Annotated in this window: 17 protein-coding genes; 12 read left to right on the top strand and 5 right to left on the bottom strand. The window is 74.7% G+C overall.

Going from position 1 to position 23,796, the window contains the following annotated elements:
* Nucleotides 1-112: 112 nt before the first annotated feature.
* Entirely contained in the window at nucleotides 113-1,324 is a 1,212-nt protein-coding gene (fdhA, locus tag GV155_RS07730) for a formaldehyde dehydrogenase, glutathione-independent (RefSeq protein WP_160006749.1), read from the top strand.
* Nucleotides 1,325-1,361: 37 nt separating this feature from the next.
* Here fdhA and GV155_RS07735 read toward each other — a convergent pair whose 3' ends face one another.
* Nucleotides 1,362-2,657 (bottom strand): competence/damage-inducible protein A, encoded by a 1,296-nt coding sequence (locus GV155_RS07735; RefSeq protein WP_160006751.1) that lies wholly within the window; start codon nucleotides 2,655-2,657, stop codon nucleotides 1,362-1,364.
* Nucleotides 2,658-2,698: 41 nt separating this feature from the next.
* On the bottom strand, nucleotides 2,699-3,172 hold the full coding sequence (locus GV155_RS07740; protein ID WP_201300104.1) for a VOC family protein: 474 nt from the start codon (nucleotides 3,170-3,172) through the stop codon (nucleotides 2,699-2,701).
* Between the two features lie 70 nt (nucleotides 3,173-3,242).
* On the opposite strand from GV155_RS07740, the gene GV155_RS07745 reads away from it, so the two are divergent.
* Complete coding sequence (locus GV155_RS07745) at nucleotides 3,243-5,294, top strand: NAD(+) synthase (protein ID WP_160006753.1); 2,052 nt, start codon at nucleotides 3,243-3,245, stop codon at nucleotides 5,292-5,294.
* A complete protein-coding gene (locus GV155_RS07750; protein WP_160006754.1) occupies nucleotides 5,291-6,013 on the top strand; it encodes a type 1 glutamine amidotransferase in 723 nt (240 codons plus the stop codon). Before GV155_RS07745 ends, GV155_RS07750 begins: the two co-directional genes overlap by 4 nt.
* A gap of 74 nt (nucleotides 6,014-6,087) precedes the next feature.
* On the opposite strand, the gene GV155_RS07755 is transcribed toward GV155_RS07750, so the two are convergent.
* Both GV155_RS07755 and GV155_RS07760 read right to left on the bottom strand, forming a co-directional pair.
* Nucleotides 6,088-6,576, bottom strand: a complete 489-nt coding sequence (locus GV155_RS07755) for a hypothetical protein (RefSeq protein WP_160006755.1) — start codon at nucleotides 6,574-6,576, stop codon at nucleotides 6,088-6,090.
* A 181-nt stretch (nucleotides 6,577-6,757) separates the two neighbouring features.
* On the bottom strand, nucleotides 6,758-6,976 hold the full coding sequence (locus GV155_RS07760; RefSeq protein ID WP_160006756.1) for a hypothetical protein: 219 nt from the start codon (nucleotides 6,974-6,976) through the stop codon (nucleotides 6,758-6,760).
* Between the two features lie 190 nt (nucleotides 6,977-7,166).
* On the opposite strand from GV155_RS07760, the gene GV155_RS07765 reads away from it, so the two are divergent.
* From GV155_RS07765 to GV155_RS07800, 8 genes are all read left to right on the top strand, one after another.
* On the top strand, nucleotides 7,167-7,826 hold the full coding sequence (locus tag GV155_RS07765; RefSeq protein ID WP_160006757.1) for a Crp/Fnr family transcriptional regulator: 660 nt from the start codon (nucleotides 7,167-7,169) through the stop codon (nucleotides 7,824-7,826).
* A gap of 225 nt (nucleotides 7,827-8,051) precedes the next feature.
* A complete protein-coding gene (locus GV155_RS07770) occupies nucleotides 8,052-8,999 on the top strand; it encodes a hypothetical protein (RefSeq protein WP_160006759.1) in 948 nt (315 codons plus the stop codon).
* A gap of 46 nt (nucleotides 9,000-9,045) precedes the next feature.
* Nucleotides 9,046-12,951 carry an AAA family ATPase gene (locus GV155_RS07775; protein ID WP_160006761.1) on the top strand — a complete coding sequence of 1,302 codons (3,906 nt, stop codon included), beginning with the start codon at nucleotides 9,046-9,048 and terminating at the stop codon, nucleotides 12,949-12,951.
* Between the two features lie 449 nt (nucleotides 12,952-13,400).
* Nucleotides 13,401-14,672 carry an HNH endonuclease signature motif containing protein gene (locus GV155_RS07780; protein WP_160006763.1) on the top strand — a complete coding sequence of 424 codons (1,272 nt, stop codon included), beginning with the start codon at nucleotides 13,401-13,403 and terminating at the stop codon, nucleotides 14,670-14,672.
* Nucleotides 14,673-15,078: 406 nt separating this feature from the next.
* Nucleotides 15,079-16,416, top strand: coding sequence for a glutamine synthetase family protein (locus GV155_RS07785; RefSeq protein ID WP_160006765.1), 1,338 nt, complete (start codon nucleotides 15,079-15,081; stop codon nucleotides 16,414-16,416).
* A gap of 10 nt (nucleotides 16,417-16,426) precedes the next feature.
* Nucleotides 16,427-19,441, top strand: coding sequence for a bifunctional [glutamine synthetase] adenylyltransferase/[glutamine synthetase]-adenylyl-L-tyrosine phosphorylase (locus GV155_RS07790; protein ID WP_160006767.1), 3,015 nt, complete (start codon nucleotides 16,427-16,429; stop codon nucleotides 19,439-19,441).
* 40 nt (nucleotides 19,442-19,481) lie between these two features.
* Nucleotides 19,482-20,165: a response regulator gene (locus GV155_RS07795; RefSeq protein WP_160006769.1), complete on the top strand. Its 684-nt coding sequence runs from the start codon at nucleotides 19,482-19,484 to the stop codon at nucleotides 20,163-20,165.
* Between the two features lie 55 nt (nucleotides 20,166-20,220).
* Nucleotides 20,221-21,735: a GAF domain-containing sensor histidine kinase gene (locus GV155_RS07800; protein ID WP_160006771.1), complete on the top strand. Its 1,515-nt coding sequence runs from the start codon at nucleotides 20,221-20,223 to the stop codon at nucleotides 21,733-21,735.
* Nucleotides 21,736-21,760: 25 nt separating this feature from the next.
* On the opposite strand, the gene GV155_RS07805 is transcribed toward GV155_RS07800, so the two are convergent.
* Entirely contained in the window at nucleotides 21,761-22,441 is a 681-nt protein-coding gene (locus tag GV155_RS07805) for a thymidine kinase (protein WP_160006773.1), read from the bottom strand.
* A 55-nt stretch (nucleotides 22,442-22,496) separates the two neighbouring features.
* Here GV155_RS07805 and GV155_RS07810 point away from each other — a divergent pair, with 55 nt between their 5' ends.
* Nucleotides 22,497-23,594 carry a sulfurtransferase gene (locus GV155_RS07810; protein ID WP_236554153.1) on the top strand — a complete coding sequence of 366 codons (1,098 nt, stop codon included), beginning with the start codon at nucleotides 22,497-22,499 and terminating at the stop codon, nucleotides 23,592-23,594.
* Nucleotides 23,595-23,796 lie beyond the last annotated feature (202 nt).

The following is a 23,796-nucleotide window of genomic DNA, read 5'->3' on the forward strand; positions in this document are numbered from 1 at the left end:
CCAGATGGGACGTAGGCCATGTGGGGTGTGACGTAGGCCACGCGACGTGGGACGGTGGGTCGTCAGGTACGCCATGCCACGCCCCGCGACGCGGGGAAGAGGGAGGACCACCATGTCCGGAAACCGCATCGTCACCTACCAGGGCCCCGGCGAGGTCAGCATCGAGACCGTCGACTACCCGAAGCTGGAGATCCCGAAGGAGGTGGCCGACGCGATGGGCGTCAAGCAGGCCGCCCCGCACGCGGTGATCCTCAAGCTCGTCACCACCAACATCTGCGGCAGCGACCAGCACATGGTCCGCGGCCGCACCACCGCCCCGGTCGGCCAGACACTCGGCCACGAGATCACCGGCGAGGTGATCGAGGTCGGCGACGACGTGCTCTTCGTCAAGGAGGGCGACATCTGCTCGGTGCCCTTCAACATCGCCTGCGGCCGCTGCCGGATGTGCAACGAGGGCAAGACCGGCATCTGCCTCAACGTGAACCCGGCCCGCGCCGGCGCCGCCTACGGCTACGTCGACATGGGCGGCTGGCTCGGCGGCCAGGCGCAGTACGTGATGATCCCGTTCGCCGACTTCAACCTGCTGAAGTTCCCCGACCGGGACGCCGCGCTGGAGAAGATCCTCGACCTGACGATGCTCTCCGACATCTTCCCGACCGGCTACCACGGCGCCTACACCGCCGGGGTCACCACCGGCTCGACGGTCTACGTCGCCGGCGCCGGCCCGGTCGGCCTCGCCGCGGCGTTCTCGGCGCAGCTGCTCGGTGCGTCCCGGGTGATCGTCGGCGACATGCTGGGCGACCGCCTGCGCCAGGCCGAGACGTTCGGCTGCGAGACCGTCGACCTCTCGACGGACGGCAGCCTGGCCGACAAGATCGCCGAGCTGCTCGGCGAGCCCGAGGTGGACGCCGCGGTCGACGCGGTGGGCTTCGAGGCCCGCGGCCACGGCGCGGGTGCGGCCGAGGCCCCGGCCACGGTGCTCAACGACATCATGACCGTCTCGCGCGCCGGTGCCTCGCTCGGCATCCCGGGCCTCTACGTCACCGGTGACCCGGGCGCCGTCGACGACGCCGCCAAGCAGGGCCAGATCGGGGTCAAGCTCGGGCTCGGCTGGGCCAAGTCGCACGCCTTCACCACCGGTCAGTGCCCGGTCAAGCAGTACAACCGCCAGCTGATGAACATGATCCTGGCCGGCAAGGCCGACATCGCCAAGGCGGTCAACGCCAAGACGATCGGTCTCGACGACGCCCCCCGCGGCTACCAGGAGTTCGACGCGGGCGCCGCGACGAAGTACGTCATCGACCCGCACGGCATGGTCGCCTGACGGATCCCTCCCGACGGATCTCCCTCCCGACGGAGGCTCAGGCGGGCCCGTCCGTCGTCAGCAGCTCGCGCAGCAGGTGCAGGCAGCTGACGACGGTGCGGGCCCGTACGTGCGTCCGGGAGCCCCCGAGGCGCAGCTCGCGCGGCTCGTCGCCGTCCGGTCCGCTGACGCAGACGTGCACCAGGCCGACCGGCTTCTCCGCGGTGCCGCCGTCCGGTCCGGCGACGCCCGTGACGCTGATCCCGAGCGTGGTGCCGAGGCGCTCGCGGGCGCCCCGGGCCATCGCGACCGCGACCTCCTGGCTGACCGCCCCGACCCGCTCGAGCAGGGCCGGGTCGACGCCCAGCTGGGACGTCTTCACCTCGTTCGCGTAGGTGACGAACCCGCCCAGCAGGTAGGCCGAGGACCCCGGCCGGTCGGCGATCCGTCCGGCCAGCAGGCCCGCGGTGCAGGACTCCGCGGTGGCCAGGGTGGCTCCCTGGTCGCGCAGCAGGTCGGCGACCACCTCGTCCACGGTGCGGCCGTCGTCGGAGAAGACCTGGGCGCCGAAGTGGGCGTGCAGCGCCGCGAGCAGGGCGTCGTACGCCGGCTGCGACCCGGGCGCGTACCGCGTCACCACCTCCAGCTCGCCGTCGCGCAGGCAGGTGGTGACCTCGAGGTCGGCGAAGCCGTCGGCGCCGGGGCCGTCCTCGTGGGTGCGCAGCACCTCGGCGAGCTCGGCCTCGGGCGGCCCCCACAGCCGTACGGTCGCCTGACGCAGCTCGACGGCGCCGGCCAGCGCGGCCCGGACGAGGTCGTCGGTCACCGCGTCGTCCCACATCGGGCGCAGCTCGCCCGGGGGACCGGGCAGCACCACGACCGGGGGGCCGTCGCCGGTCGCCGGCGGCACCACCAGACCGGGGGCGGTGCCGACCGGGGGGAGGACGTGGGCGCCCTCGGGCACCATCGCCTGCTTGCGCACGCCGACCGCGGCGGCCCGGCCGGGCTCGCCCCAGCCGCGCTGGGCGTGCAGGGAGGCGACGACCTCGGTGATCCGCTCCTCGAGCGCGGCGTCGAGGTGGGCGCGGCGGCCCTGGACCTCGGCCACGACCTCGGCGGTCAGGTCGTCGGCGGTGGGACCGAGCCCGCCGGTCGTGATGACCAGCGCGTGGTCGGCGGCCAGGAACCGGATGGCGCCGGCGAGGTCCTCACGGCGGTCGCCGACGACCACGATCCGACCGACGTCGACGCCGAGCAGCCGCAGCCGCTCCGCCAACCAGGGCCCGTTCGCGTCGGCCACCCGCCCGGTGAGGACCTCGGTTCCGGTGACGACCACTCCCGCGCGCACGACCATGCCGCGATCGTAGGCCGGGCGGCCGACACCCCCGTGGTCGGTCAGCCCGCGGCGTCGGCGGCCGCCTCGAGGTCGGCGACCACGATCCGCGACATCGTGAGCATCGCCTGCATGGCGGCCTGTGCGCGGGCGGGGTCCGGGTCGCCGAGGAGGTCGTAGAGCCGCTGCGGGACGATCTGCCACGACAGCCCGAACCGGTCCTTGAGCCAGCCGCACCGCGACTCCTCCCCGCCGTCGACCAGCGCGTCCCAGTAGCGGTCGACCTCCGCCTGGTCCGCGCACCGCACCGAGATCGAGACGGCCTCGGTGAAGTGCGCGTGCACCGGCCCGCCGTTGATGCCCCGGAACGGCATCCCGTCCAGCACCCACTCGGCGCCGAGCACCGTGCCGTCGGAGTTGCGGGCCATCGCCCCGGCGGAGGACCGCGGGAAGATCGACGTGTAGTGGGCGACGGCCTCCTCGAGCCGGTCGTCGAACCACAGGCAGGTGCTCAGGGGCGTGTCGATGCGCGTCATGGCAGGACCGACCGTGCGGGGCCGCCGGACTCATCGGCGGACGACCCGTACCGGTCCCTAGAGTGAGCGCGTGGACTTCTTCTCCGCCTACGCCCACGGCTTCGCCCGGGTCGCGGCCTGCACGCTGCCGGTGGCGCTGGCCGACCCCGCGGAGAACGCCCGGCGGGTGCTCGCGCAGGCGCAGGAGTGCGACGCCGACGGCGTCGCCGTCGCGGTGTTCCCCGAGCTGTGCCTGACCGGCTACTCCGTCGACGACCTCTTCCTCCAGGACACCCTGCTGGAGGCGGTCACCGACGCGGTCGAGCACCTCGTCGAGGCCAGCCGCGACCTGCTGCCCGTCCTGGTCGTCGGGGCCCCGTTGCGCGACGGCCACCGGCTGCTCAACGCCGCCGTGGTGATCCACCGCGGGCGGGTGCTGGGGGTGGCGGCGAAGTCCTACCTGCCGACCTACCGCGAGTTCTACGAGCGCCGCTGGTTCGCCCCGGCCGACGACCGGCGCGGCGCGACCACCCGCCTGGCCGGCCAGGAGGTCCCGCTCGGGCCCGACCTGCTCTTCGCCGCCACCGACGTGACCGGGCTGGTCCTGCACGTCGAGGTGTGCGAGGACATGTGGGTGCCGGTCCCGCCGTCGGCTGAGGCCGCCCTGGCCGGGGCGACGGTGCTGGCCAACCTGTCCGGCAGCCCGATCACGGTGGCCCGGGCCGAGGACCGCCGTCTGCTCGTGCGGGGCGCCAGCCAGCGGTGCGCCGCGGCGTACGTCTTCGCCGCCGCGGGCCAGGGCGAGTCGACGACCGACCTGTCGTGGGACGGCCAGACGATGGTCTACGAGGTCGGCGACCTGCTGGCGGAGTCCGAGCGGTTCCCGGAGGGCCCGCGGCGCAGCGTGGCCGACGTCGACCTCGACCGGCTGCGCCAGGAGCGCCTGCGGCAGGGCACCTTCGACGACAACCGGCGCACCCACGCCGACCGGGTGGCCGGCCTGCGCACGGTGCCCTTCACGCTGGGCGCGCCCACCGGGGACGTCGGGCTGCGGCGCACGGTCCACCGGTTCCCGTTCGTGCCCGACGACCCCGAGCGCCTCGCGCTGGACTGCTTCGAGGCCTACAGCATCCAGGTCGCCGGCCTGGAGCAGCGGCTGCGGGCGATCGGGCAGCCGAAGGTGGTGATCGGCGTCAGCGGCGGCCTGGACTCCACGCACGCGCTGATCGTCGCCGCCCGCGCGATGGACCGCCTCGGCCGCCCGCGCACCGACATCCACGCGGTCACGATGCCGGGGTTCGCCACGGGCGGGACCAGCAAGTCGTACGCGACCCGCCTCGCCACGTCGCTGGGCGTGCACTTCGAGGAGCTCGACATCGTGCCCGCCGCGCGGCAGATGCTCACCGACCTCGACCACCCCTTCGCCGGGGGCGAGCCGGTCTACGACGTGACCTTCGAGAACGTCCAGGCCGGGCTGCGCTACGACTACCTCTTCCGGCTGGCCAACCACCGCGGCGGGATCGTGGTAGGCACCGGCGACCTGTCCGAGCTGGCGCTGGGCTGGTGCACCTACGGCGTGGGCGACCAGATGTCGCACTACAACGTCAACGCCGGCGTCCCGAAGACGCTGATCCAGCACCTGATCCGCTGGGTCGCGGACTCGTCGCAGTTCGACGACGAGACCGGGGCGGTGCTGCGCGAGGTGCTCTCGCAGGAGATCACCCCCGAGCTGGTGCCGCACGCCGAGGGCGAGCAGCCGCAGTCGACCGAGGCCACGGTCGGGCCGTACGCGCTCCAGGACTTCACGCTCTACCACGTGCTGCGGCGCGGCTACCGGCCCAGCAAGATCGCCTTCCTGGCCTGGCACGCCTGGCACGACGAGACCGCGGGGGAGTGGCCGCCGGGCTTCCCCGAGGAACGACGCACGGCCTACGACCTGGCCACGGTGCGGGCCTGGCTCGAGGTGTTCTGCCGACGGTTCTTCGCCAGCCAGTTCAAGCGCTCGGCGCTGCCGAACGGCCCCAAGGTGAGCTCCGGCGGCACGATGTCGCCGCGGGGGGACTGGCGGATGCCCTCCGACGTCGGGCCCGCCGCCTGGCTGGCCGAGATCGAGGCGCGGGTGCCCTCCGGGGACGAGCGGTGAGCGCAGGCGCGGCCGTCCGGGTGCTGGTCGTCGAGCACGAGGACGACGCCCCCGCCGCCTGGGTCGGGCGGTGGCTGGTCGACGCCGGCGCCGAGCTGGACGTACGACGGCCCTACCTCGGTCAGGCGCTGCCGGTGGACCTGGCCGACCACGACGCGCTGCTCGTGCTCGGCGGCGAGATGGGGGCCACCGACGACCACGTCCCGTGGATCGTGCCGACCAAGGAGCTGATCGCGCGGGCGGCGGCCGACGGCGTCCCGACGCTGGGCATCTGCCTGGGCCACCAGCTGTGCACGGTCGCGCTCGGCGGCGCGGTGGCCCGCAACCCGCGCGGCCAGCAGATGGGCGTGCTCGACGTCGCGTGGGCCGAGGACGCCTCCGCGGACCCGCTGCTCGGCGCGGTCGCCGACGCCGCGCTCGCCGTGCACTGGAACAGCGACGTCGTCACCGACGTGCCCGAGGGTGCGCGGGTGCTGGCCCGCTCCCCGGGCGGTGAGGTGCAGGCCGTACGCCTGGCTCCGTCGGTGTGGGGCGTGCAGCTGCACCCGGAGGTCGACGAGCAGATCGTCGCTACCTGGGCGCCCTCCTCCCGCGAGGTGCACGGGGACGGGCCGGTCGACGAGGCCCTGGCCGGCGTCGCGGCCGCGCGTGAGGAGCTGCACGCCTCCTGGCGCCCGCTGGCCGGGGCGCTGGTGGCGCTGGCCGCCGCACGGCGGTAGCGCCGGTCCGGTGGCGCCGGTCTGTGAGCGCCGGGTGGGCGCCTGCCGTCCCCCCGCGGCAGGCGCCCGGTCTCTCAGCAGATGACCCGGAGCAGGTAGTTGCCCTCCGCGGACCCGAAGGAGTCCACGGCGATCCGGTAAGTGACGCCCCGGATCGCGTCGAAGGCGACACGACTGGCGAGGCCGTCGCCGCTGTCGTCGTCCGCCGCGATCGGGGACAGCTGCGTCAGACGCCCCCCGCGGTAGACCGCGAGGACGGTGTCGAAGTCGCTGCCGTTGGTGTTCATCACGACGGTACGGCTCCGCGGGGCCTGCCAGGTCGTCCAGACCGACTGCACCGGCAGCGACCCGGCGCTGTAGTGAACCGGCTCGCCGGTCTGGCCGGTGGCCTGGGTGTTGCGGCCCTCGGCGGAGGCGTCGCAGCGCTGGGGGGTGAGGTTGTCGGCCCGGCTGTACAGGTCGTTGCGCGGCTCGGCGGCGTGGGCGGGCACGGTGGCGAGCCCGCCCAGCAGGCCGGCAGCGAGGACCGGGGTGGCGAGGGCGCGGACGGTGGTGCGGTTCATGGTGATCTCCTGGTGGTGTGGTCGCCGCGGGTGCGGCGGGACGGGTGGTGCGGGTGACGGGCGGTGCGGTGGTGCAGGTGGTGCGGGTGACGGGCGGTGCGGTGGTGCAGGTGGTGCGGGTCGTACGGGTGGTCACGGGTGCGGGAGCCGAGGAGGCGCGCGGCCCCGTCCGGCCCGACGGCTAGCCACGGGACGGCCGGGTGTCGACGGCGTCGGCGGCGAGGCGGAGCACCGCGGCGCACTCGCGGTGACCCGCGACCGAGTCGGGGCAGGGCTGCCAGTAGCGGACCGTGGCCGCGACGTCCGCCGCGGTGTCCTCCTCGGCCCGGGCCAGCCGGAGCAGCTCGGTGCGCAGGTGCCGGCGCACCAGCACGGTGAGGTCGTGGGTCAGGGTGTCCATCTCAGCTCCGTCCGGGTCCGTGTCGGGTGCCTCCCGAGGTGGTGGGGCACGACATCGATGCTGTGACGACGGCGGCCCGGGCGGTGTCCGGGCGCCGACAGCGCGGGTGTCGGGTGCCCGACACCCCGGCGGTGCCGACGGCTGTCGGCGGGGACCTTGACGGGAGCCGGTGCGGTGGTTCACTGGCGAGGTGGAGTGGCCACTGTTCGACGGGCTCCCCGAGGCCCAGCGACGCGGCCTCGCGGAGGCCAGCCGCCGGCGCAGGTTCGCGCGCGGCGAGGTGCTGTTCCACGAGGGCGACGCGGCCGACTCCCTGCACCAGGTGAGCAGCGGCGCCGTGGCCGTCCGGGTCACCACGGCCGCCGGCGACCTGTGCATGCTGGACGTGATCGGGCCGGGCCGGGTCTTCGGCGAGCTCGGCCTGCTGGTCACCCACCGCACGCGGACAGCGACGGCGGTCGCCCTCGCCGCCACCGAGACGCGGTCGCTGCCCTACTCCGCCTTCGACGGGCTCCGCCGCGCCGACCCGTCGGTGGACCGGCTGCTCACGCAGCTGCTCGCCGACCACGTCGACCGGCTCAGCCACCGGCTGCTGGAGGCGTTGTACGTCAGCGTCGACCGCCGGGTGGCACGGCGGCTCCTGGACCTCGTGGAGGTCTACGACGACGGCGGGGACGGGCCCGTACGGATCCCCCTCGCGCAGCGCGAGATCGCCGAGCTCGCCGGCGGGTCACGGGCGACCGTCAACGAGGTCCTGGGCCGGTTGGCCGACCAGGGAGCGGTGTCGCGGGGACGGGGGGAGCTCGCGGTGCTCGACCGGGCGGTGCTGACCCGCCGGGCCGGGCTGTAGCCGGAGGGACCGTCGCGTGTCTCGTCCCGTGTCGTCGGGCGGACACCGGAGGTGTCGGCTCGGCGACAGACCGTGGCCGCGGGTGCTGGCAACGTCCGGCACCACCGGAGCCGGCTCGCCGGCCGGCTCCGGGTCGTCCGTCCGCCACAGCGTTGACCTCCCGTCCCGACCGGCCTAGGTTCGATCGTGGGAAGGTCGTCGTGCCCGACCCCCAGGAGTTCCGCCATGAAGCTCGCCCGCAGGACCCTCATCCCCGGTGCCGTCGTCGCCGCGCTCACCGCCGCGCTCGCCGCGGCCTGGACGGGCTCGGCCCCGTCCGCCGAGGCCCGGTGGACCTTCCACAACGACGCCGTGGGCGAGGTCGTCTCCGCACCCGACGGCGGCACCCGGTCCGACACCTGCCGGGGTCGGCTGCGCGCGGTCGCCGGGTGGGGGACCTTCGTCGACGTCGAGAACGGGGAGGACCCCGCGGCGGTCCCGGTCCCGCCGGACGCGCTGACGTCGGTGCGGTACCAGGTCTGGAAGGCACCGGCCGGGATCGACAGCTTCGCCTCGGCGTTCGAGGACCCGGAGACGGGGGCGCTGGTCCTCGTGGCGCCGGACGGCACCCTGCGCGAAGCCGCACTCGCGGGCGCCGCGACCACGCCCGCCCGCAGCCTCGTGGAGACCCCGCGACCGGCGGGGGGTGACCCGGGGCGGAGCGGCAGCTTCGTCTTCGCGACGGCGCCGTTCTCGGTCGAGCTGACCGGGGTCCGACCCGGCGACCTCCTCGGTCTCACCCCGCGCAGCTCGGGCGGGATCTTCGTCGGGCTGCGCGCGATCGACTGCGGGTTGCCGGTCCTCGGCGCGCGGGTCGACCTGCTGCCAGGCGCGGCGGGGAACGTGGTCAGTCCGCACGACGACGCCCAGCTCGTGCCGGTCCGCGTCTTCGGCGGCCGACGCGTCGACGTCCGCCACCTCGACCGGGTCCGTCTCGGCGAGGCCGCTCCGGTCGAGGTGCGCGCCCCCCGTGACCACGACCGTGACGGGAGCCCCGACCGCGTCTACGTCTTCCGCCAGGGTGACACCGACATCCAGTGCCTCGACGGCCGCGTCACGGTGACCGGCCGTACCGCCGAGCCGGCGCGCATCTCGGCGCGCGCCCCGATCTCCACCACGGGGTGCGCGGGCTGACCCCCCGGGTCGGGCACCGCCCGTCGACATGCGGGGAGCAGCAGGGGTGGACGCCACGGCGATGGCGCCGGTGCGGTGCTTCACCCACGACCTGTTCGCCGACGGTGCGACGCTGGTGCAGGACGCGACCACGATGGCCGTCGACCTGGCCGGGTTCACCTCGCTGACCGACCGTCTGTCGGCGTGGGGGAGCCGTGGCACCGAGCAGCTCAGCCAGGTCCTTCGCTCCTACTTCGAGGGCGTGACCGACCTCGTCGTGGCAGCGGGCGGCGACGTCGTCGCGTTCGGCGGCGACAGCCTCTCGATCCTCCTCGACGGACCGCCGGCGCCGACGCTCCGGGCCGCGCTGGGCGTCGCGACGAGGATCCAGGAGCTGACGGCCGCGACCCAGGCGGTCCCCGTGCCTGACGGCGTGACCACCCTCGGCGTGCGGGTGGGGGTGGCTCGCGGCACCGTGGCGACCGCGGTGGCGCGGTCGGGCGGCCGGCTGCTCCCGGTGCACGTGGGGCCCGGGCTGGACCTGGCGCACGCGGCCCAGGAGTCCGCGGGCACGGGCTCGGTCGCCGTGGACGGGTCCGCGGTGCCACGGTCCTCCGGAGCCGGTGGCACCGCCCCCCGTCAGAGGTCGGTGCCGGTGTCGGTACCGGTGCCGTGGTCGACGGGCAGGGTCCCGGTCGCGCTGCGCGGCGACGTGGACGGGCTGCTCCCGTCGGCCCTGCTGGAGCGCCTCCACCGCGGCCGCGAGCCCGAGGAGAGCCACCGGACGGTGACCGTGGCCTTCGTCCGCTACCCACCCGTGGACCCTGCGGACCTGCGGCCCTTCCTCGACCGCGTGGGCAGCCTCCTGGACCTGGTCCTCGCCTCCGGCGGCGAGGTGGTCCAGGTCTCCGGTGGCGACAAGGGGGTGCTGGCCATGGTCGTCCTGGGTGCGCCGGTCGCCCACCCCGACGACCCGGTGCGTGCCGTGCACGCCATGGTCGAGCTGCGGCGCCTCGAGCCCCGCGTCGCCGTCGGGATCGCCACGGGACCGGTCTTCGCGGCGGTGCTGGGATCGACGACCCGGTTGTTCCCGACCCACACCGGACTGGCCGTCAACGTCGCGGCCCGGCTCGCCCAGCACGCCGGGGACGGGTGCGTCCTGGTCGACGACCGGACCTGGGAGGGCGCCGCGCGGCACCTGCGGCTGGACGGGCGTCCCCGGCGGCTCTCGGTCAGGGGGTGCGACGCCCCGGTCCTGGTGCGCGGGGTCGCGGGCCGGCGCCGGGCCCCGGCCCGACCGGCGTCCGCCGCGGTGCCCCTGCTCGTGGGACGTCGGAGCGAGCTGGCGCGCGTCGAGCAGCTCCTGGACGCGGTCGCGACCGGGCGGGGCGGCGTCCTCACGCTCCACGGGCCGCCGGGCATCGGGGCGTCCCGGATCTGCCGGGAGGCGGTCGAGGGGGCGCGGACCCGTGGGTTCGGGACGGTCTGCGTCGACGTGGCCGACCATCCGCGGGGCCGGGCGCCCGGCGTGTGGCGCGAGGTCGTCGGGGCGCTGCTGGGCGTCCCGGCCCGGGCGGCGCGCCGGGTCTGGCTGGACGCGCTGGCGGTCGCGCTGCCGGACGTACCGGACCTCGTGGTGGTCCTCGGCCCCCTCCTCGGGCTGGGCGACGGGCCGTCACGGCGGTCGCTCGATCCCGGGGTCGAGCAGCTGGCCGCCGAGCTGGCACGGACCGCGCTCGGCCGGCTGCTCGTGCACGGAGCGGGGCGCGAGCCCGTGCTCCTGGTGGTCGAGCACGCCGACCGCCTCGACGGGACCTCGGCCGACCTCCTGCGGCACCTGGGTGCCGCGGCCTCCCGGTGCGCCGCCGGGGTGGTGCTCACCTGGGGCCCGGAGGGGGGCCCGGGCCGAACGGCACCCCCGGCCGGCGCGGTCGTGCTGGCCCCGCTCGGCCCGGACGACACCGGGCTCCTGGCGGAGGAGGCCTGGCGACGCGCGGGCGGTGGGACGCCCCCCTCCTGGCTCGCGGGCCTCGTCGTCCCCTACGCGGGAGGCCACCCCGTGGTCGCCCAGGCGGCGGTCCACGACCTGCTCGCGCGGTGGCGGCCGGGGGAGCCGCCACCGGCCCCGGGCGCCCTCGCCGGCCCCGCCACAGCCCTGGTGTCCTCCCAGGTCGACCGCCTGCCGGTCGACGCGGTCGAGCTGCTCACGGTGCTGGCGGTGGCGCAGCGACCGTGCGCGCCGCAGGTGCTGGTCGACCTGCTCCCCACCGGGCACGACCTGAACTCGGTCCGCCGGACGGCGAGCGCGCTCGAGGACGAGCACCTGGTGACCCACGGCGACGGCTCCGAGGAGACCTACCGGATCCCGCACGAGCTGGCGCGCCGTGTGGTCTACGACAGGGCCAGCCATGCCGTGCGGGAGCGCCTGCACCGCAGCCTGGTCGAGCGGCTCGCCTCGACCGGTGCGGACCCGGTCGAGGCCGCCGAGCACGCCCATGCGCTCGCCGACCCCGCGCTGGGGCGTCGGTGGTTCCCCCTGGCTGCGCAGGCGGCACGGGACGGGTGGGACCTCGACGGCGCGCTGGGCTGGCTGGAGCGGCTCCGGCCGCTGGTGCACGGCGCGGAGCGAGAGCGGGTGGAGCTGGAGGAGCTCGAGGTGCTGCTGGTGGCCGGCCGGGCCGTCGACGTCCTGGAGCGGCTCGAGCCTCCCGCGGCCGCGGGTCCGACATCGCGCGACCGCAGCCTCCTCGCCCGGCGCCTCCTCGTGCTCGCGGAGGCCGCCTACGGCTGCGGGAGGCCGGAGCGCACGGAGGAGGTCGCTGCCGAGGTGATGCGGCTGGTCGGCACCACCGACGAGCCGCGCTACCAGCGAGCCGGCGAGCTGCTCACCCTGGCGCGGTGCCACCGGGGCGATCTCGAGGGTGCCCTGGTGTCGGGTCGTGCGCTCGTCGCCCGCGCCGCGTCCGGCGAGGACGCCGCGGTCCGGGCGACCGCCTCGGCGGCCCTCGCCGTGGTCCTGGTGCTGTCCGGCCGGCCGGGGGACGCGGAGGGGCACTACCGCGCTGCGCTCGCCGCGGCCACGGAGGCCGGGGACGTGGTCCGGCAGGTGCACGTGCTCAGCGACCTGGCCGGGTGCGCGTACCTGCAGGGCAGGCAGGAGGCGTGCGTGGAGCTGATGACGCAGGCACGGGGGAGGGCCGAGACCATCGGCTACCAGCGCCACCTCGCGCTCAGCCTCAACAACGAGGCGCAGCTGCGCGTGGCGCTCGGCGACCGGTACGGACCCGCGTGCGCCTCGGCGTCGGTCCAGCGGAGCCTGGAGCTCGGCGACCTGGCGCAGGCCGCGGACGCCCTCCAGTCCTGGCTGGGCGCGACCCCGGCGCTCAAGGCCGACGCCGGGCTGTGGGGCCGACTGGTGCAGGTCGACCTGCGGCTGGGCCGCTCGCTCGAGGCCGCCGCCGGGCGGGCCGAGCTCGCGGTCGTGCTCGCCCGGTCGGGCCGGTACGCCGCCGCTCGCCGGGCGGCGACGGAGGCCGATGGGGACGATCCGGCCCACAACCCAGACGACGTCCGCCGCCGCGCGGCCCTCGCCCGGCTGCTGGCCGACGCCGGTGACGGTGCGGGCGGGGACGGGGACCACGTCCGTACCGGCCTGGACCTGCTGGCGGACGACCCGGACCTGGAGCCCCGCGAGCGCGCCGAGATCGCCCTGGAGCAGTGGCGGCTGACCCGGACGCCCGGGTCCCGGGCCGCTGCGGCGGCCTCGGTGGGCGAGGCGTACGCCGCCGAGCCGTCCGCGGTCGTGCGCTCCTGGCTCCGGCTCCTCCGGGAGCCCGTGCCGGCGGCCACCGACCGGCTGCCGCCACCGGTGGGGATCACCCGCGTCCGCTCCGGCCGCCGGGAGCTCGAGCAGGCGTTCGCCGACGTCGAGGCCGCCGTCGCCGCCGCGGCCCCCCCGGTGGTCGAGGAGTGAGCGAAGCGCCCCCGGTGGTCGAGGAGCGAGCGCAACCCGGGGGTCGAGGAGCGAGCGCAGCGCCCCCGGTGGTCGAGGAGTGAGCGCAGCGAGCGTCACGAGACCAGGAACCCGCCGGTGGTCGAGGAGCGAGCGCAGGGCCCACGGTGGTCGAGGAGCGAGCGAAGCGAGCGTCACGAGACCCAGGACCCGGTGGTCGAGGAGCGAGCGCAGCACCCCCGGTGGTCGAGGAGCGAGCGCAGCGAGCGTCACGAGACCCAGGACCCGGTGGTCGAGGAGCGAGCGCAGCACCCCCGGTGGTCGAGGAGCGAGCGCAGCGAGCGTCACGAGACCCCCACCGCGACTGTTACTGAATGTTTGATCGAATGTGCCTGTCCTGGGTGTGCAGAACCGCCTCTGACCTGTGGAAACAGACAAGGGTTGTCGGTGGTGAGTGCTTGGATTGATCCATGGCCACCACCGAGGACACCACCACCGGGCACCCCGTGCCCTGCGGTGTCCGCGCGTTGTCGGCCTCGGTGACGGCGTTGGCGGAGCGGCCGTTGTTCGCGTTGGACGCCGCGACCACCCGCGACACCATCCAGGCGCTGGCGGTCCTGGAATCGAAGGTCACCTCCCTCAAGCTCGCCGTCTTCGCCCACGCCGACGAAGTCCAGGTCGGCTCCGACACCGGCTGCACCTCGACCGGCGTCTGGGCCGCGAACGCCACCCGGTCCCGCAAGAACGTGACCGCGGCCCAGGTACGTCTCGCGACCGCGTTGGAGTCCCGGTGGCAGCGTGTGCGCGACGCGCTCGCTGCCGGGGCGATGAACGCCGAGCAGGTCCGCGTCGTGGTCAACGCACTTGAGGACCTCCCCGACGACCTCGACGCCGCCCTGCTCATCCAGGCCGAAGAAGCACTGGTCGGCTACGCGGCCGAGTTCGACCCCACCGCGCTCCAGCAGCTCGGCGCACACATCCTGACCCTGATCGCACCCGAGGTCGGCGAGGAGATCGACCGCAAGAGGCTCGAAGCAGCCGAGGCGAAAGCCGCGCAGAAGCGGCGGCTGACCCTGTCCTTCGACGGCCACGGCTCCGCCCACGGCCGCTTCACCATCCCCGAGGTCCAGGGCAAGATGCTGCAGAAGCTCCTCCACGGCTTCGCCGCACCCGGCCACATCAACTGCACGAATGATGCCGAGGGCGAAAAGCGGGAATGGACCAAAGGGCGGCCGGGTCCGCAGAAGCTGGGTGAGGCGTTCTGTGAGCTGATCGAGAACTACCCCCGCCACAACGCCCCCAAGCTCGGACGCACCGACGGCACCTTCATCGCCACCACCACCTTCGAGCTCCTGACGACCGCCCTTGGGACCGCCACGTTGGACGACGGCACACCGATGACCGCCGCCCAAGCCATGCGGCTGGCCTGTGAGGCGCGGATCATCCCCGTGGTCCTCGGCGGCAACGGTGAGGTCCTCCACCAGGGCAAGGCCCGACGCAAGTACACCGCCGCGCAGACCTACGCCATGCACGCCCGCGACAAGTCCTGCACCGCCAAAGGCTGTGACTGGCCGCCCGGGCTGTGCCACGCCCACCACGACACCATGTTCTCCAAAGGTGGGAAGACGGACATCGAGGACGGACGGCTGCTCTGCCCGCACCACCACGCCCGCGCCCACGACCCCGCCTACGACATGACGATCCACGCCGACAACAAGGTCACCTTCCATCGGCGGACGTAGGCCGATCTGTTCGGCGTACCGGGTCTCGTGACGCTCGCTTCGCTCGCTCCTCGACCACCGGGTGCTGCGCGCCCTCGACCACCGGGCCTGGTCTCGTGACGCTCGCTGCGCTCGCTCCTCGACCACCGGTTCCGCTGCGCTCGCTCCTCGACCACCGGTTCCGCTGCGCTCGCTCCTCGACCACCGGTTCCGCTGCGCTCGCTCCTCGACCACCGGTTCCGCTGCGCTCGCTCCTCGACCACCGGTTCCGCTGCGCTCGCTCCTCGACCACCAGTTCCGCTGCGCTCGCTCCTCGACCACCAGGGCGCCGCCCTGTCCGCAAGCGTCACCTCGAGGCGCCGCAAGCGTCATCTCGGCTGTCCGGGAGCGTCATCTCGGCGGGGCCGGGTGCCCTAGGCTCGCAGCCATGGGCAAGCAAGAGGAGTTCGTACTGCGGGCGCTCGAGGAGCGCGACGTGCGCTTCGTACGGCTGTGGTTCTCAGACGTGCTGGGGTCGCTGAAGTCGGTGGCCGTCGCGCCGGCCGAGCTGGAGTCGGCCTTCGAGGAGGGCATCGGGTTCGACGGGTCGGCGATCGAGGGCTTCGCCCGGGTGTACGAGGCCGACATGCTGGCCAAGCCGGACCCCACGAGCTTCCAGATCCTGCCGTGGCGCGACGAGGGGCCCTCGACCGCGCGGATGTTCTGCGACGTCGTGATGCCCGACGGGTCGCCGTCCTACGCCGACCCGCGCAACGTGCTGAAGCGGAACCTGGCACGGGCCTCCGAGCTGGGGTTCAGCTTCTACACGCACCCCGAGATCGAGTTCTACCTCTTCAAGAACGCCCCTGAGCCCGGCGTCGACCCGATCCCGGTCGACCGCAGCGGCTACTTCGACCACACCGCGCAGTCGATGGGCGCCGACTTCCGTCGCGAGGCGATCACGATGCTCGAGGCCATGGGCATCTCGGTCGAGTTCAGCCACCACGAGCACGGCCCCGGCCAGCAGGAGATCGACCTGCGCTACGCCGACGCGATGAGCACGGCCGACAACATCATGACCTTCCGCACCGTGGTCCGCGAGGTCGCGCTGAGCCAGGGCATCTGGGCCTCCTTCATGCCCAAGCCCTTCACCACCCACCCCGGGTCGGGCATGCACACGCACCTCTCGCTGTTCGAGGGCGACCAGAACGCCTTCTACGAGGCCGGGGCGGAGTACCAGCTCTCGCGCACCGGGCGGCAGTTCATCGCCGGCATCCTCAAGCACGCGCCCGAGCTGAGCCTGATCACCAACCAGTGGGTCAACAGCTACAAGCGGATGATGTTCGGCACCGAGGCGCCGTCCTACATCTGCTGGGGCCACAACAACCGCTCGGCCATGGTCCGGGTGCCGATGTACAAGCCGCTCAAGGGCCAGTCCACCCGCGTCGAGCTGCGCACGCTCGACCCGGCCTGCAACCCCTACCTGGCCTACAGCGTCGTGCTCGCCGCCGGGCTCAAGGGGATCAAGGAGGACTACGAGCTCCCCCGCGAGGCCGAGGACGACGTCTGGACCCTGACCGACCGCGAGCGGCAGAGCCTGGGCATCGACCCGCTCCCGGAGAGCCTCAAGGAGGCGATCCTGATCGCGGAGGACTCCGAGCTCCTCGCCGACGCCCTCGGCGAGCACGTCTTCGACTTCGTGCTGCGCAACAAGCGCGCGGAGTGGGCCGACTACCGCGGGCAGGTCTCGGCCTACGAGCGCGACACGATGCTGCCGGTCATCTGAGCCGGCCGAGATGACCGCACCCACGGGCCGTACGCCGGGCGGGCGCGGGTCGCTGGCACGCCTCGGGTTCAGCGACCTCGAGGCCGGGCGCCGCGACCTCGCGGCGCTCGAGCGGTACGGCCCCCCGCCGCCCGACGCGCTGCTGGCCATCCTGGGGCGCGCCGCCGACCCCGACGCCGCGACCGCGGCGCTGCTCCGGCTGCTCGAGGCGGCCGAGGAGGCACGGGGCGACGGGGGGCGGGTGCTGCTGGGCGAGCTCCTCGAGGACGAGGGCTTCGCGATGCGGCTGCTCGGCGTCCTCGGGGCCAGCGAGGCCCTGGCCGAGCACCTCGGGCGGCATCCCGAGCACGCTCGGGAGCTCACCGACCCGACGCTGGGCTCGACCCGCCCACCGGCCTGGGCCGTGCGCGCGGACCTGCTCCGGGCGGTCGGCGCCGACCCGGCGGACGACCTCCCGGTCTCGGCCGGCCCGGACGCCGGGGCCGTCGACGCGCTGCGGGTGGAGTACCGCCGGCTGCTGCTGCGCCTGGCCGCACGCGACCTGACCCACGACGTCGCCGTCGACGACGCGGCCGCCGAGCTGGCCGACCTCGCCGCCGGCACGCTCGACGCCGCGCTGGCCGTGGCCCGCTCCCGCGTCGGCGAGCAGCACGCCCTGGCGCGGCTCGCCGTGGTGGCGATGGGCAAGTGCGGTGGCCACGAGCTGAACTACGTCTCCGACGTCGACGTCGTCTTCGTCCACGAGCCGGTCGAGGGCGCCTCTCCCGACGCCGCCCTCCGCGCTGCCACCCAGGTGGCCTCCCAGATGATGCGGATCTGCTCCGAGCAGACCGGCGAGGGCACGATCTGGCCGGTCGACGCCAACCTGCGCCCCGAGGGCAAGTCCGGCCCGCTGACCCGCACGCTGGCCAGCCACGAGGGCTACTACGAGCGCTGGGCGAAGCCGTGGGAGTTCCAGGCGCTGCTCAAGGCCCGTCCGGTCGCAGGCGACCTGGCGCTCGGCCGGGAGTACCTCGACGTGGTCACGCCCTTCGTCTGGACCGCCGCCGACCGCGACGGGTTCGTCGAGGAGGCGCGGGCCATGCGCCGCCGGGTCGTCGAGCACATCCCGGCCCGCGACGCCGAGCGTCAGCTCAAGCTCGGCTCGGGCGGGCTGCGTGACGTCGAGTTCGCTGTCCAGCTCCTCCAGCTGGTGCACGGCCGGGCCGACGAGACGATCCGGGCCCCCACCACCCTCAGTGCCCTGGCCGACCTGACCCGGGCCGGCTACGTCGGCCGGGAGGACGGCGAGCAGCTGCACCGGGCGTACTCGTTCCTGCGCACCCTCGAGCACCGCATCCAGCTGCACCAGCTCCGCCGCACCCACGTCGTGCCGGACGAGGAGGTGGCGCTGCGCCGGCTCGCGCGCAGCATGGGCTACTACAACGACCCGTCCGCGAGCCTGGTCAAGGCCTGGCAGGGGCACCGCCGCGAGGTGCGCCGGCTGCACGAGAAGCTGTTCTACCGCCCGCTGCTGACCGCCGTGGCGCAGGTGCCCGGCACCGAGGTCCGGCTCTCCTCGGCCGCGGCCCGCACCCGGATGACGGCGCTCGGCTACGACGACCCCGAGGCGGCGCTGCGCCACCTCGAGGCGCTCACCGACGGCGTCTCGCGCACGGCCTCGATCCGGCGGACGCTGCTGCCGGTGATGCTGCACTGGTTCGCCGAGGGCCCCGACCCCGACGCCGGGCTGTTCCGCTTCCGCCGGATCAGCGAGGCGCTGCGGGAGTCCCCGTGGTACCTCACCACCCTGCGCGACGAGGGCGAGGTCGCCGAGCGGCTGGCGCACGTGCTCTCGACGTCGCGGTACGCCACCGACCTGCTCGAGCGGGAGCCCCGGGGCGTCCGGATGCTGCTCGAGGACCTGGCGCCGCGCTCGGCGGAGGACGTCGGGCACGAGATGGCGGCGACCGCGTCACGCCAGGACAGCCGCGAGAAGGCGGTCCGCGCCATCCGCGTGGTCCGGCGTCGCGAGCTCTTCCGGATCGCGGTGGGCGACCTGCTCGGCCTCACCGACGTCGCCGACGTGGGTCGCGGGCTCTCCCGGCTCACCGACGCCACCCTGCAGGCCACGCTCGACGTGGTCGCCCGGGGGGTCGCGGCGCAGCGTGGCCTCGACCAGCAGCCCGCCCGCCTGGCCGTGGTGGCGATGGGCCGCTACGGCGGGTTCGAGCTGTCCTACGGCAGCGATGCTGACGTGCTGTTCGTCCAGGAGCCGGTGCCCGGCGCCGACCCCGCGGCCGCGGCCGGCTTCGCGCAGGCGGTCGCCCACGACGTACGCCGGCTGCTCGCCGAGCCGGGAGCCGACCTGCCCCTCGTCGTCGACGCCGACCTGCGCCCGGAGGGCCGGCAGGGCGCCCTGGTGCGCACCATCGGCTCCTACGCCGCCTACTACGCCCGGTGGTCGCAGACGTGGGAGGCGCAGGCGCTGCTGCGCGCCGACGCGGTCGTCGGCGACGAGGGGCTGCGGGAGCGGTTCCACGCGCTGATCGACCCGGTCCGCTACCCCGCGGCCGGGATCAGCGACGAGGGGGTGCTCGAGGTCCGTCGGATGAAGGCACGCATCGACCACGAGCGCCTCCCGCGCGGCGCCGACCCCCAGCTGCACCTCAAGCTCGGACGGGGAGGGCTGGCCGACATCGAGTGGAGCGTCCAGCTGCTGCAGATGCGGCACGCGGGACGGGTCGAGGCGCTCCGCACGCCGCAGACCCTGGCCGCGCTCGAGGCCGCGGGCGCGGCCGGCCTGGTCGACGCGGAGGACGCCGCGGTGCTCGCCGACGGGTGGCGTCTGGCCAGCCGGACCCGCAACGCGGTGACGCTGGTGCGGGCCAAGGGCGGCGACGAGCTGCCACGCGACGTGCGCGAGCGGGCCGCCGTCGCGGCGGTCCTGGGCTACCCGCCGGCCTCGACGGACGCGATGGTCAACGACTACCTGCGCAGCGCGCGACGCGTGCGGGCCGTGGTCGAGCGGGTCTTCTGGGAGTAGTTCCGCTGTCAGGAGGGTCGGGTGGGGCTATCGTGACGACGTGGCCGAACCCGATGTGACCGTCCCGGAGACAGGATCGCCGCGACCCGTCCGCGTCTTCCTGCTCGACGACCATGAGATCGTCCGTCGCGGGATCCGCGACCTGCTGTCCTCCGAGCCCGGTATCGAGGTCGTGGGGGAGTCCGGCTCGGCGGTCGACGCGGTCGAGCAGATCCTGGCCCTGGCCCCCGACGTGGCCGTCCTCGACGGTCGCCTGCCCGACGGGTCCGGCGTGGACGTGTGCCGCGACGTGCGCTCGGCCAACCCCGACATCGCCGCCCTGATCCTCACCTCGTTCGACGACGACGAGGCGCTGTTCTCCGCGATCATGGCCGGCGCGGCCGGCTACGTGCTCAAGCAGGTGCGCGGCAACGAGCTGATCGACACCGTGCGCCGGGTCGCGGCCGGGCAGTCCACGCTCGACCCCGCGGTCACCACCGCCGTCCTCGAGCGGCTGCGCACCGGCGCCCAGCAGGCCTCCGCGATGGACCAGCTGACCGGCCAGGAGCAGAAGATCCTCGCCCTGATCGGCGAGGGCATGACGAACCGCCAGATCGCCTCGACGATCTTCCTGGCCGAGAAGACGGTCAAGAACTACGTGTCCTCGCTGCTGGCCAAGCTCGGCCTCGACAGCCGCACGCAGGCGGCCATCTTCGCCACCAAGAACCTCCCCGACCGGGCCTGAGCGGCGCGGGCGACGGGTGGACCACGGACTGGACCAGGGCTTGGACCGGGAGGGCGTGACGGAGGGCCGTCCGCACCGGTGGAGCCTGCTGCTCGAGGCCGTCGTCGGCCTGGCGCGCACCGGTCAGGTCGACGACCTGCTGGCCCGCCTGGTGCACCTCGGGGCGTCCCTGGTCGGAGCCCGGTACGTCGTGCTCAGCGTGGTGGGCCCGGACTCGGTCGAGCCGTCGCGGCTCTTCATGGAGCACGGGACCGCGCCCGGACCCCAGGAGGACCTGCTGGCGCCGGGGGCGTGGATGGAGGTCCCGGTCCGCGTGGGCGACCAGGTCTTCGGGCACCTACGCCTGGTGGCCGCGACCACGTTCGACCAGGAGGACGAGGAGATCGTCGTGGCGCTCGCCGCGGCGGCCGGCGTCACCATCGAGAACGCGCGCCTGCACTCCGAGGCGCGTCGCCGCGAGCGGTGGCTCGCCGCGACCGCCGAGATCACGGCGCGCCTGCTGGAGCAGACCACCGAGCTCGACGCGCTGCAGCTGGTCGCCGACCGCGCCCGTGAGCTCGCCGGGGCCACGGTGTCCTGGGTCATCTCCGGTGTCGACGAGGACACGCTCGAGCTGCGCGTGGTCTCCGGGGCCGACATCGACATCGAGTACATGCGGACCCTCCCGCTGGACCAGTCCATGGCTCGGAGCGTGCTGAGCTCCGGTCAGCCGCTGCGCCTCGACGACCTCGCGCACGACCAGCGGATCTCGCGGCACGGGCTGATCCCCGGCTGGCCGCGGCTCGGACCGGGGATCGTGGTGCCGCTGCAGGCCGACGGGGCGCGCGGCGCGCTCGGCCTGGGCTGGGAGCCGGAGGACCGGGACCGGTTCGACCGCCTCGAGTCCGCCCTGCCGGCCGGCTTCGCCCAGCAGGCCTCGCTGGCGCTGAAGGTCTCCCAGGCCCAGGCCGACCAGCGTCAGCTGGCCGTGCTCCGCGACCGGGACAGGATCGGCCGCGACCTGCACGACGTGGTCATCCAGCGTCTCTTCGCGGTCGGCCTCGGCCTGGAGTCGATCGGTCGTCTCCCCGCCGAGCAGCACGCGCAGCGGCTCGACGACGCGGTGGAGCAGATCGACGAGACCATCCGCGACCTGCGCTCGGCCATCCACCAGCTCCGTCGTGCGGGCCAGACCCGCGACGTCCACGAGCAGGTGTGCGACGTGGTCGCGTGGTCCGAGCCGGTGCTGGGGTTCCGGCCGTACCTCCGGTTCACCGGCCCGGTGCGCACCGGCATCCCCGACGCGGTCGTGCCGGACCTGCTCGCCGTGCTGACCGAGGCGATCAGCAACGCCGGCCGGCACGCGCGGGCCCGGTCGCTGCGGGTCGAGGTGTCGGTGCAGGACGACGCCGTGACGCTCGTCGTGCGCGACGACGGCCAGGGCATCGGCGACCCCTCGCGCGACAGCGGGCTGGGCAACATGCGTCACCGCGCGCTGCGCCACGGTGGTCGGCTCACCCTCGGCGGCGGGGTCGGGCAGGGCACCGAGGTCCGGTGGGAGGTCCCGCTCCCACCCCGGGCCACGGCCTGAGGTCCGGTCCGGTCCGGGAGGCTGCTCAGCCGAACGGCAGCGGGTCGACGCCGAGGCTGACCGCGCGGGCCCGGGCGGCGGTCAGCCGCCGCCGGTGGTGCTGGCGGCAGAGCACCTCGTAGGCCACCTCGGGCTCGCCCGCGTCGCCGGGCCCGCCGGGGACGGGGGTCGCGTCGCCCTCGACGTCGCCGACCACCACGACGTCACCCTCGAGGACCATCACGCCGTCCTCGGTGCGGGCGTTGTGGGTGGCGCGCTTGCCGCACCAGCACAGCGCCTCGACCTGGAGCACGTGGGTGCGGTCGGCCAGCTCCACCAGTCGGGCGCTGCCCGGGAAGAGCGAGGTGCGGAAGTCGGTCAGGATCCCGAAGGCGAAGACGTCGACCTGCAGCTCGTCGACGACCTTGGCGAGCTGCTCGACCTGCAGCGAGGTGTAGAACTGGGCCTCGTCGCACACGAGGTAGTCGATCCGGCCGCCCCGGGTCAGCGAGTCCACGACGTAGCGCCAGAAGTCGAAGTCGGCCTGCACCTCGATCGCCTCGTGCGTGAGCCCGAGCCGGCTGGACAGGGTGGCCTCGCCGGCCCGGTCGTGCGCGGTGAAGATCCGACCGGCGCGACCCCGGGCGGCGTGGTTGTGGTTGGTCTGCAGCGCGAGCGTGCTCTTGCCGGAGTCCATCGTCCCGGTGAAGAAGTGCAGTTCGGCCACGGGCGGGATCGTCCCACGGACCGCCCGCGCGGGCCGACTCGGGCAGGATGGTGCGGTGCCCCCGACCCCGCTGCTGGACGTCACCGCGCTGCAGGCGCTGCTGGCCCGCGACGACCCCCGCCGCCGGGGGCCGCGGGGCCCGACCGTGCTCGACGTGCGCTGGCGGCTCGGGGACGCCCACGGCGCCGCCGCCTACGCCGCCGGTCACGTCCCCGGGGCGGCGTACGTCGACCTCCCGACCGACCTGGCCGGGCCGGCCGCGCCCGACGGGCGCGGAGGGCGGCACCCCCTGCCGGACCCCGACCGGCTCGCCGAGGCGCTGCGCCGCGTGGGCGTCGACGACGGCCGCCCGGTCGTGGTCTACGACGACTGGGGCGGGCGCGCGGCGGCCCGGGCGTGGTGGCTGCTGCGCTGGCTCGGCCACGACGACGTGCGCGTGCTCGACGGCGGATGGTCGGCGTGGGTGGCCGCCGGGGCCGCGGTCGAGGAGACGGCCACGGCCGAGCGGCCCTCGCGGCGAGGGACCTTCACGCCGCGTCCCGGGTCGATGCCCGTCGTCGATGCCGCCGGGGTCGCAGCGGGCGCCGCAGCGGGGGCCGCAGCGGTGCTCGTCGACGCCCGGGACGCGCCGCGCTACGCCGGCGAGCACGAGCCGGTCGACCCCGTGGCCGGGCACGTCCCCGGGGCGGTCAACGTCCCGACCGGCGCCAACCTCGACGACACCGGGCGGTTCCTGCCCGCGGGGCGGCTGCGGGAGACGTACGCCCGGGTCGGTGCCGTGGCCGGCACGCCCGTGGTGGCGTACTGCGGCTCGGGCATCACCGCCTGCCACGACGTGCTCGCCCTGGAGGTCGCCGGCGTCCCCGCTGCGCTGTACGCGGGCAGCTGGAGCGACTGGGTCAGCGACCCGTGGATCTCGTGGACCAGGTGCAGGGCCTCGAGGGCCGCGATCGCGCTCGTGCGCAGCGTGCGGACCAGCAGGACGGGGTGGTGGTCGGTGGCGCGCAGGAGGCGGGTGACGTGCTGGACCTGGGCGTCGAGCTCGGCGGCTGGTGTCCACTCGTCGGGGCCGAGAAGGGGGGTGGTGGTGTCCACCCGGTTGTCCGCCACGTCCGTAGTCCGGTCGCCCGGGCTGACCTGGAACGTTGCGTGATCTCGGCTCTGTCCTGAGGGGGCGTGGTCGCCCGGGTTGGCCGTCTTGGTGTCCACGTCGATGTCCGACGGGGTGTCCACTCCCGTGCCCGCTGCAGCGTGGTCAGCGGACGACCGAGGGGGTGTCGGCGGCTTGGGTGCTCGAGCGGGCTTCGGAGCCGGCTTCGGGGTCGGCTTGGGTGCGTCGGCGTCGGCCTGGTCGG

The sequence above is a fragment of the Nocardioides sp. AX2bis genome, assembly GCF_902506435.1.
GTDB lineage: Bacteria > Actinomycetota > Actinomycetes > Propionibacteriales > Nocardioidaceae > Nocardioides.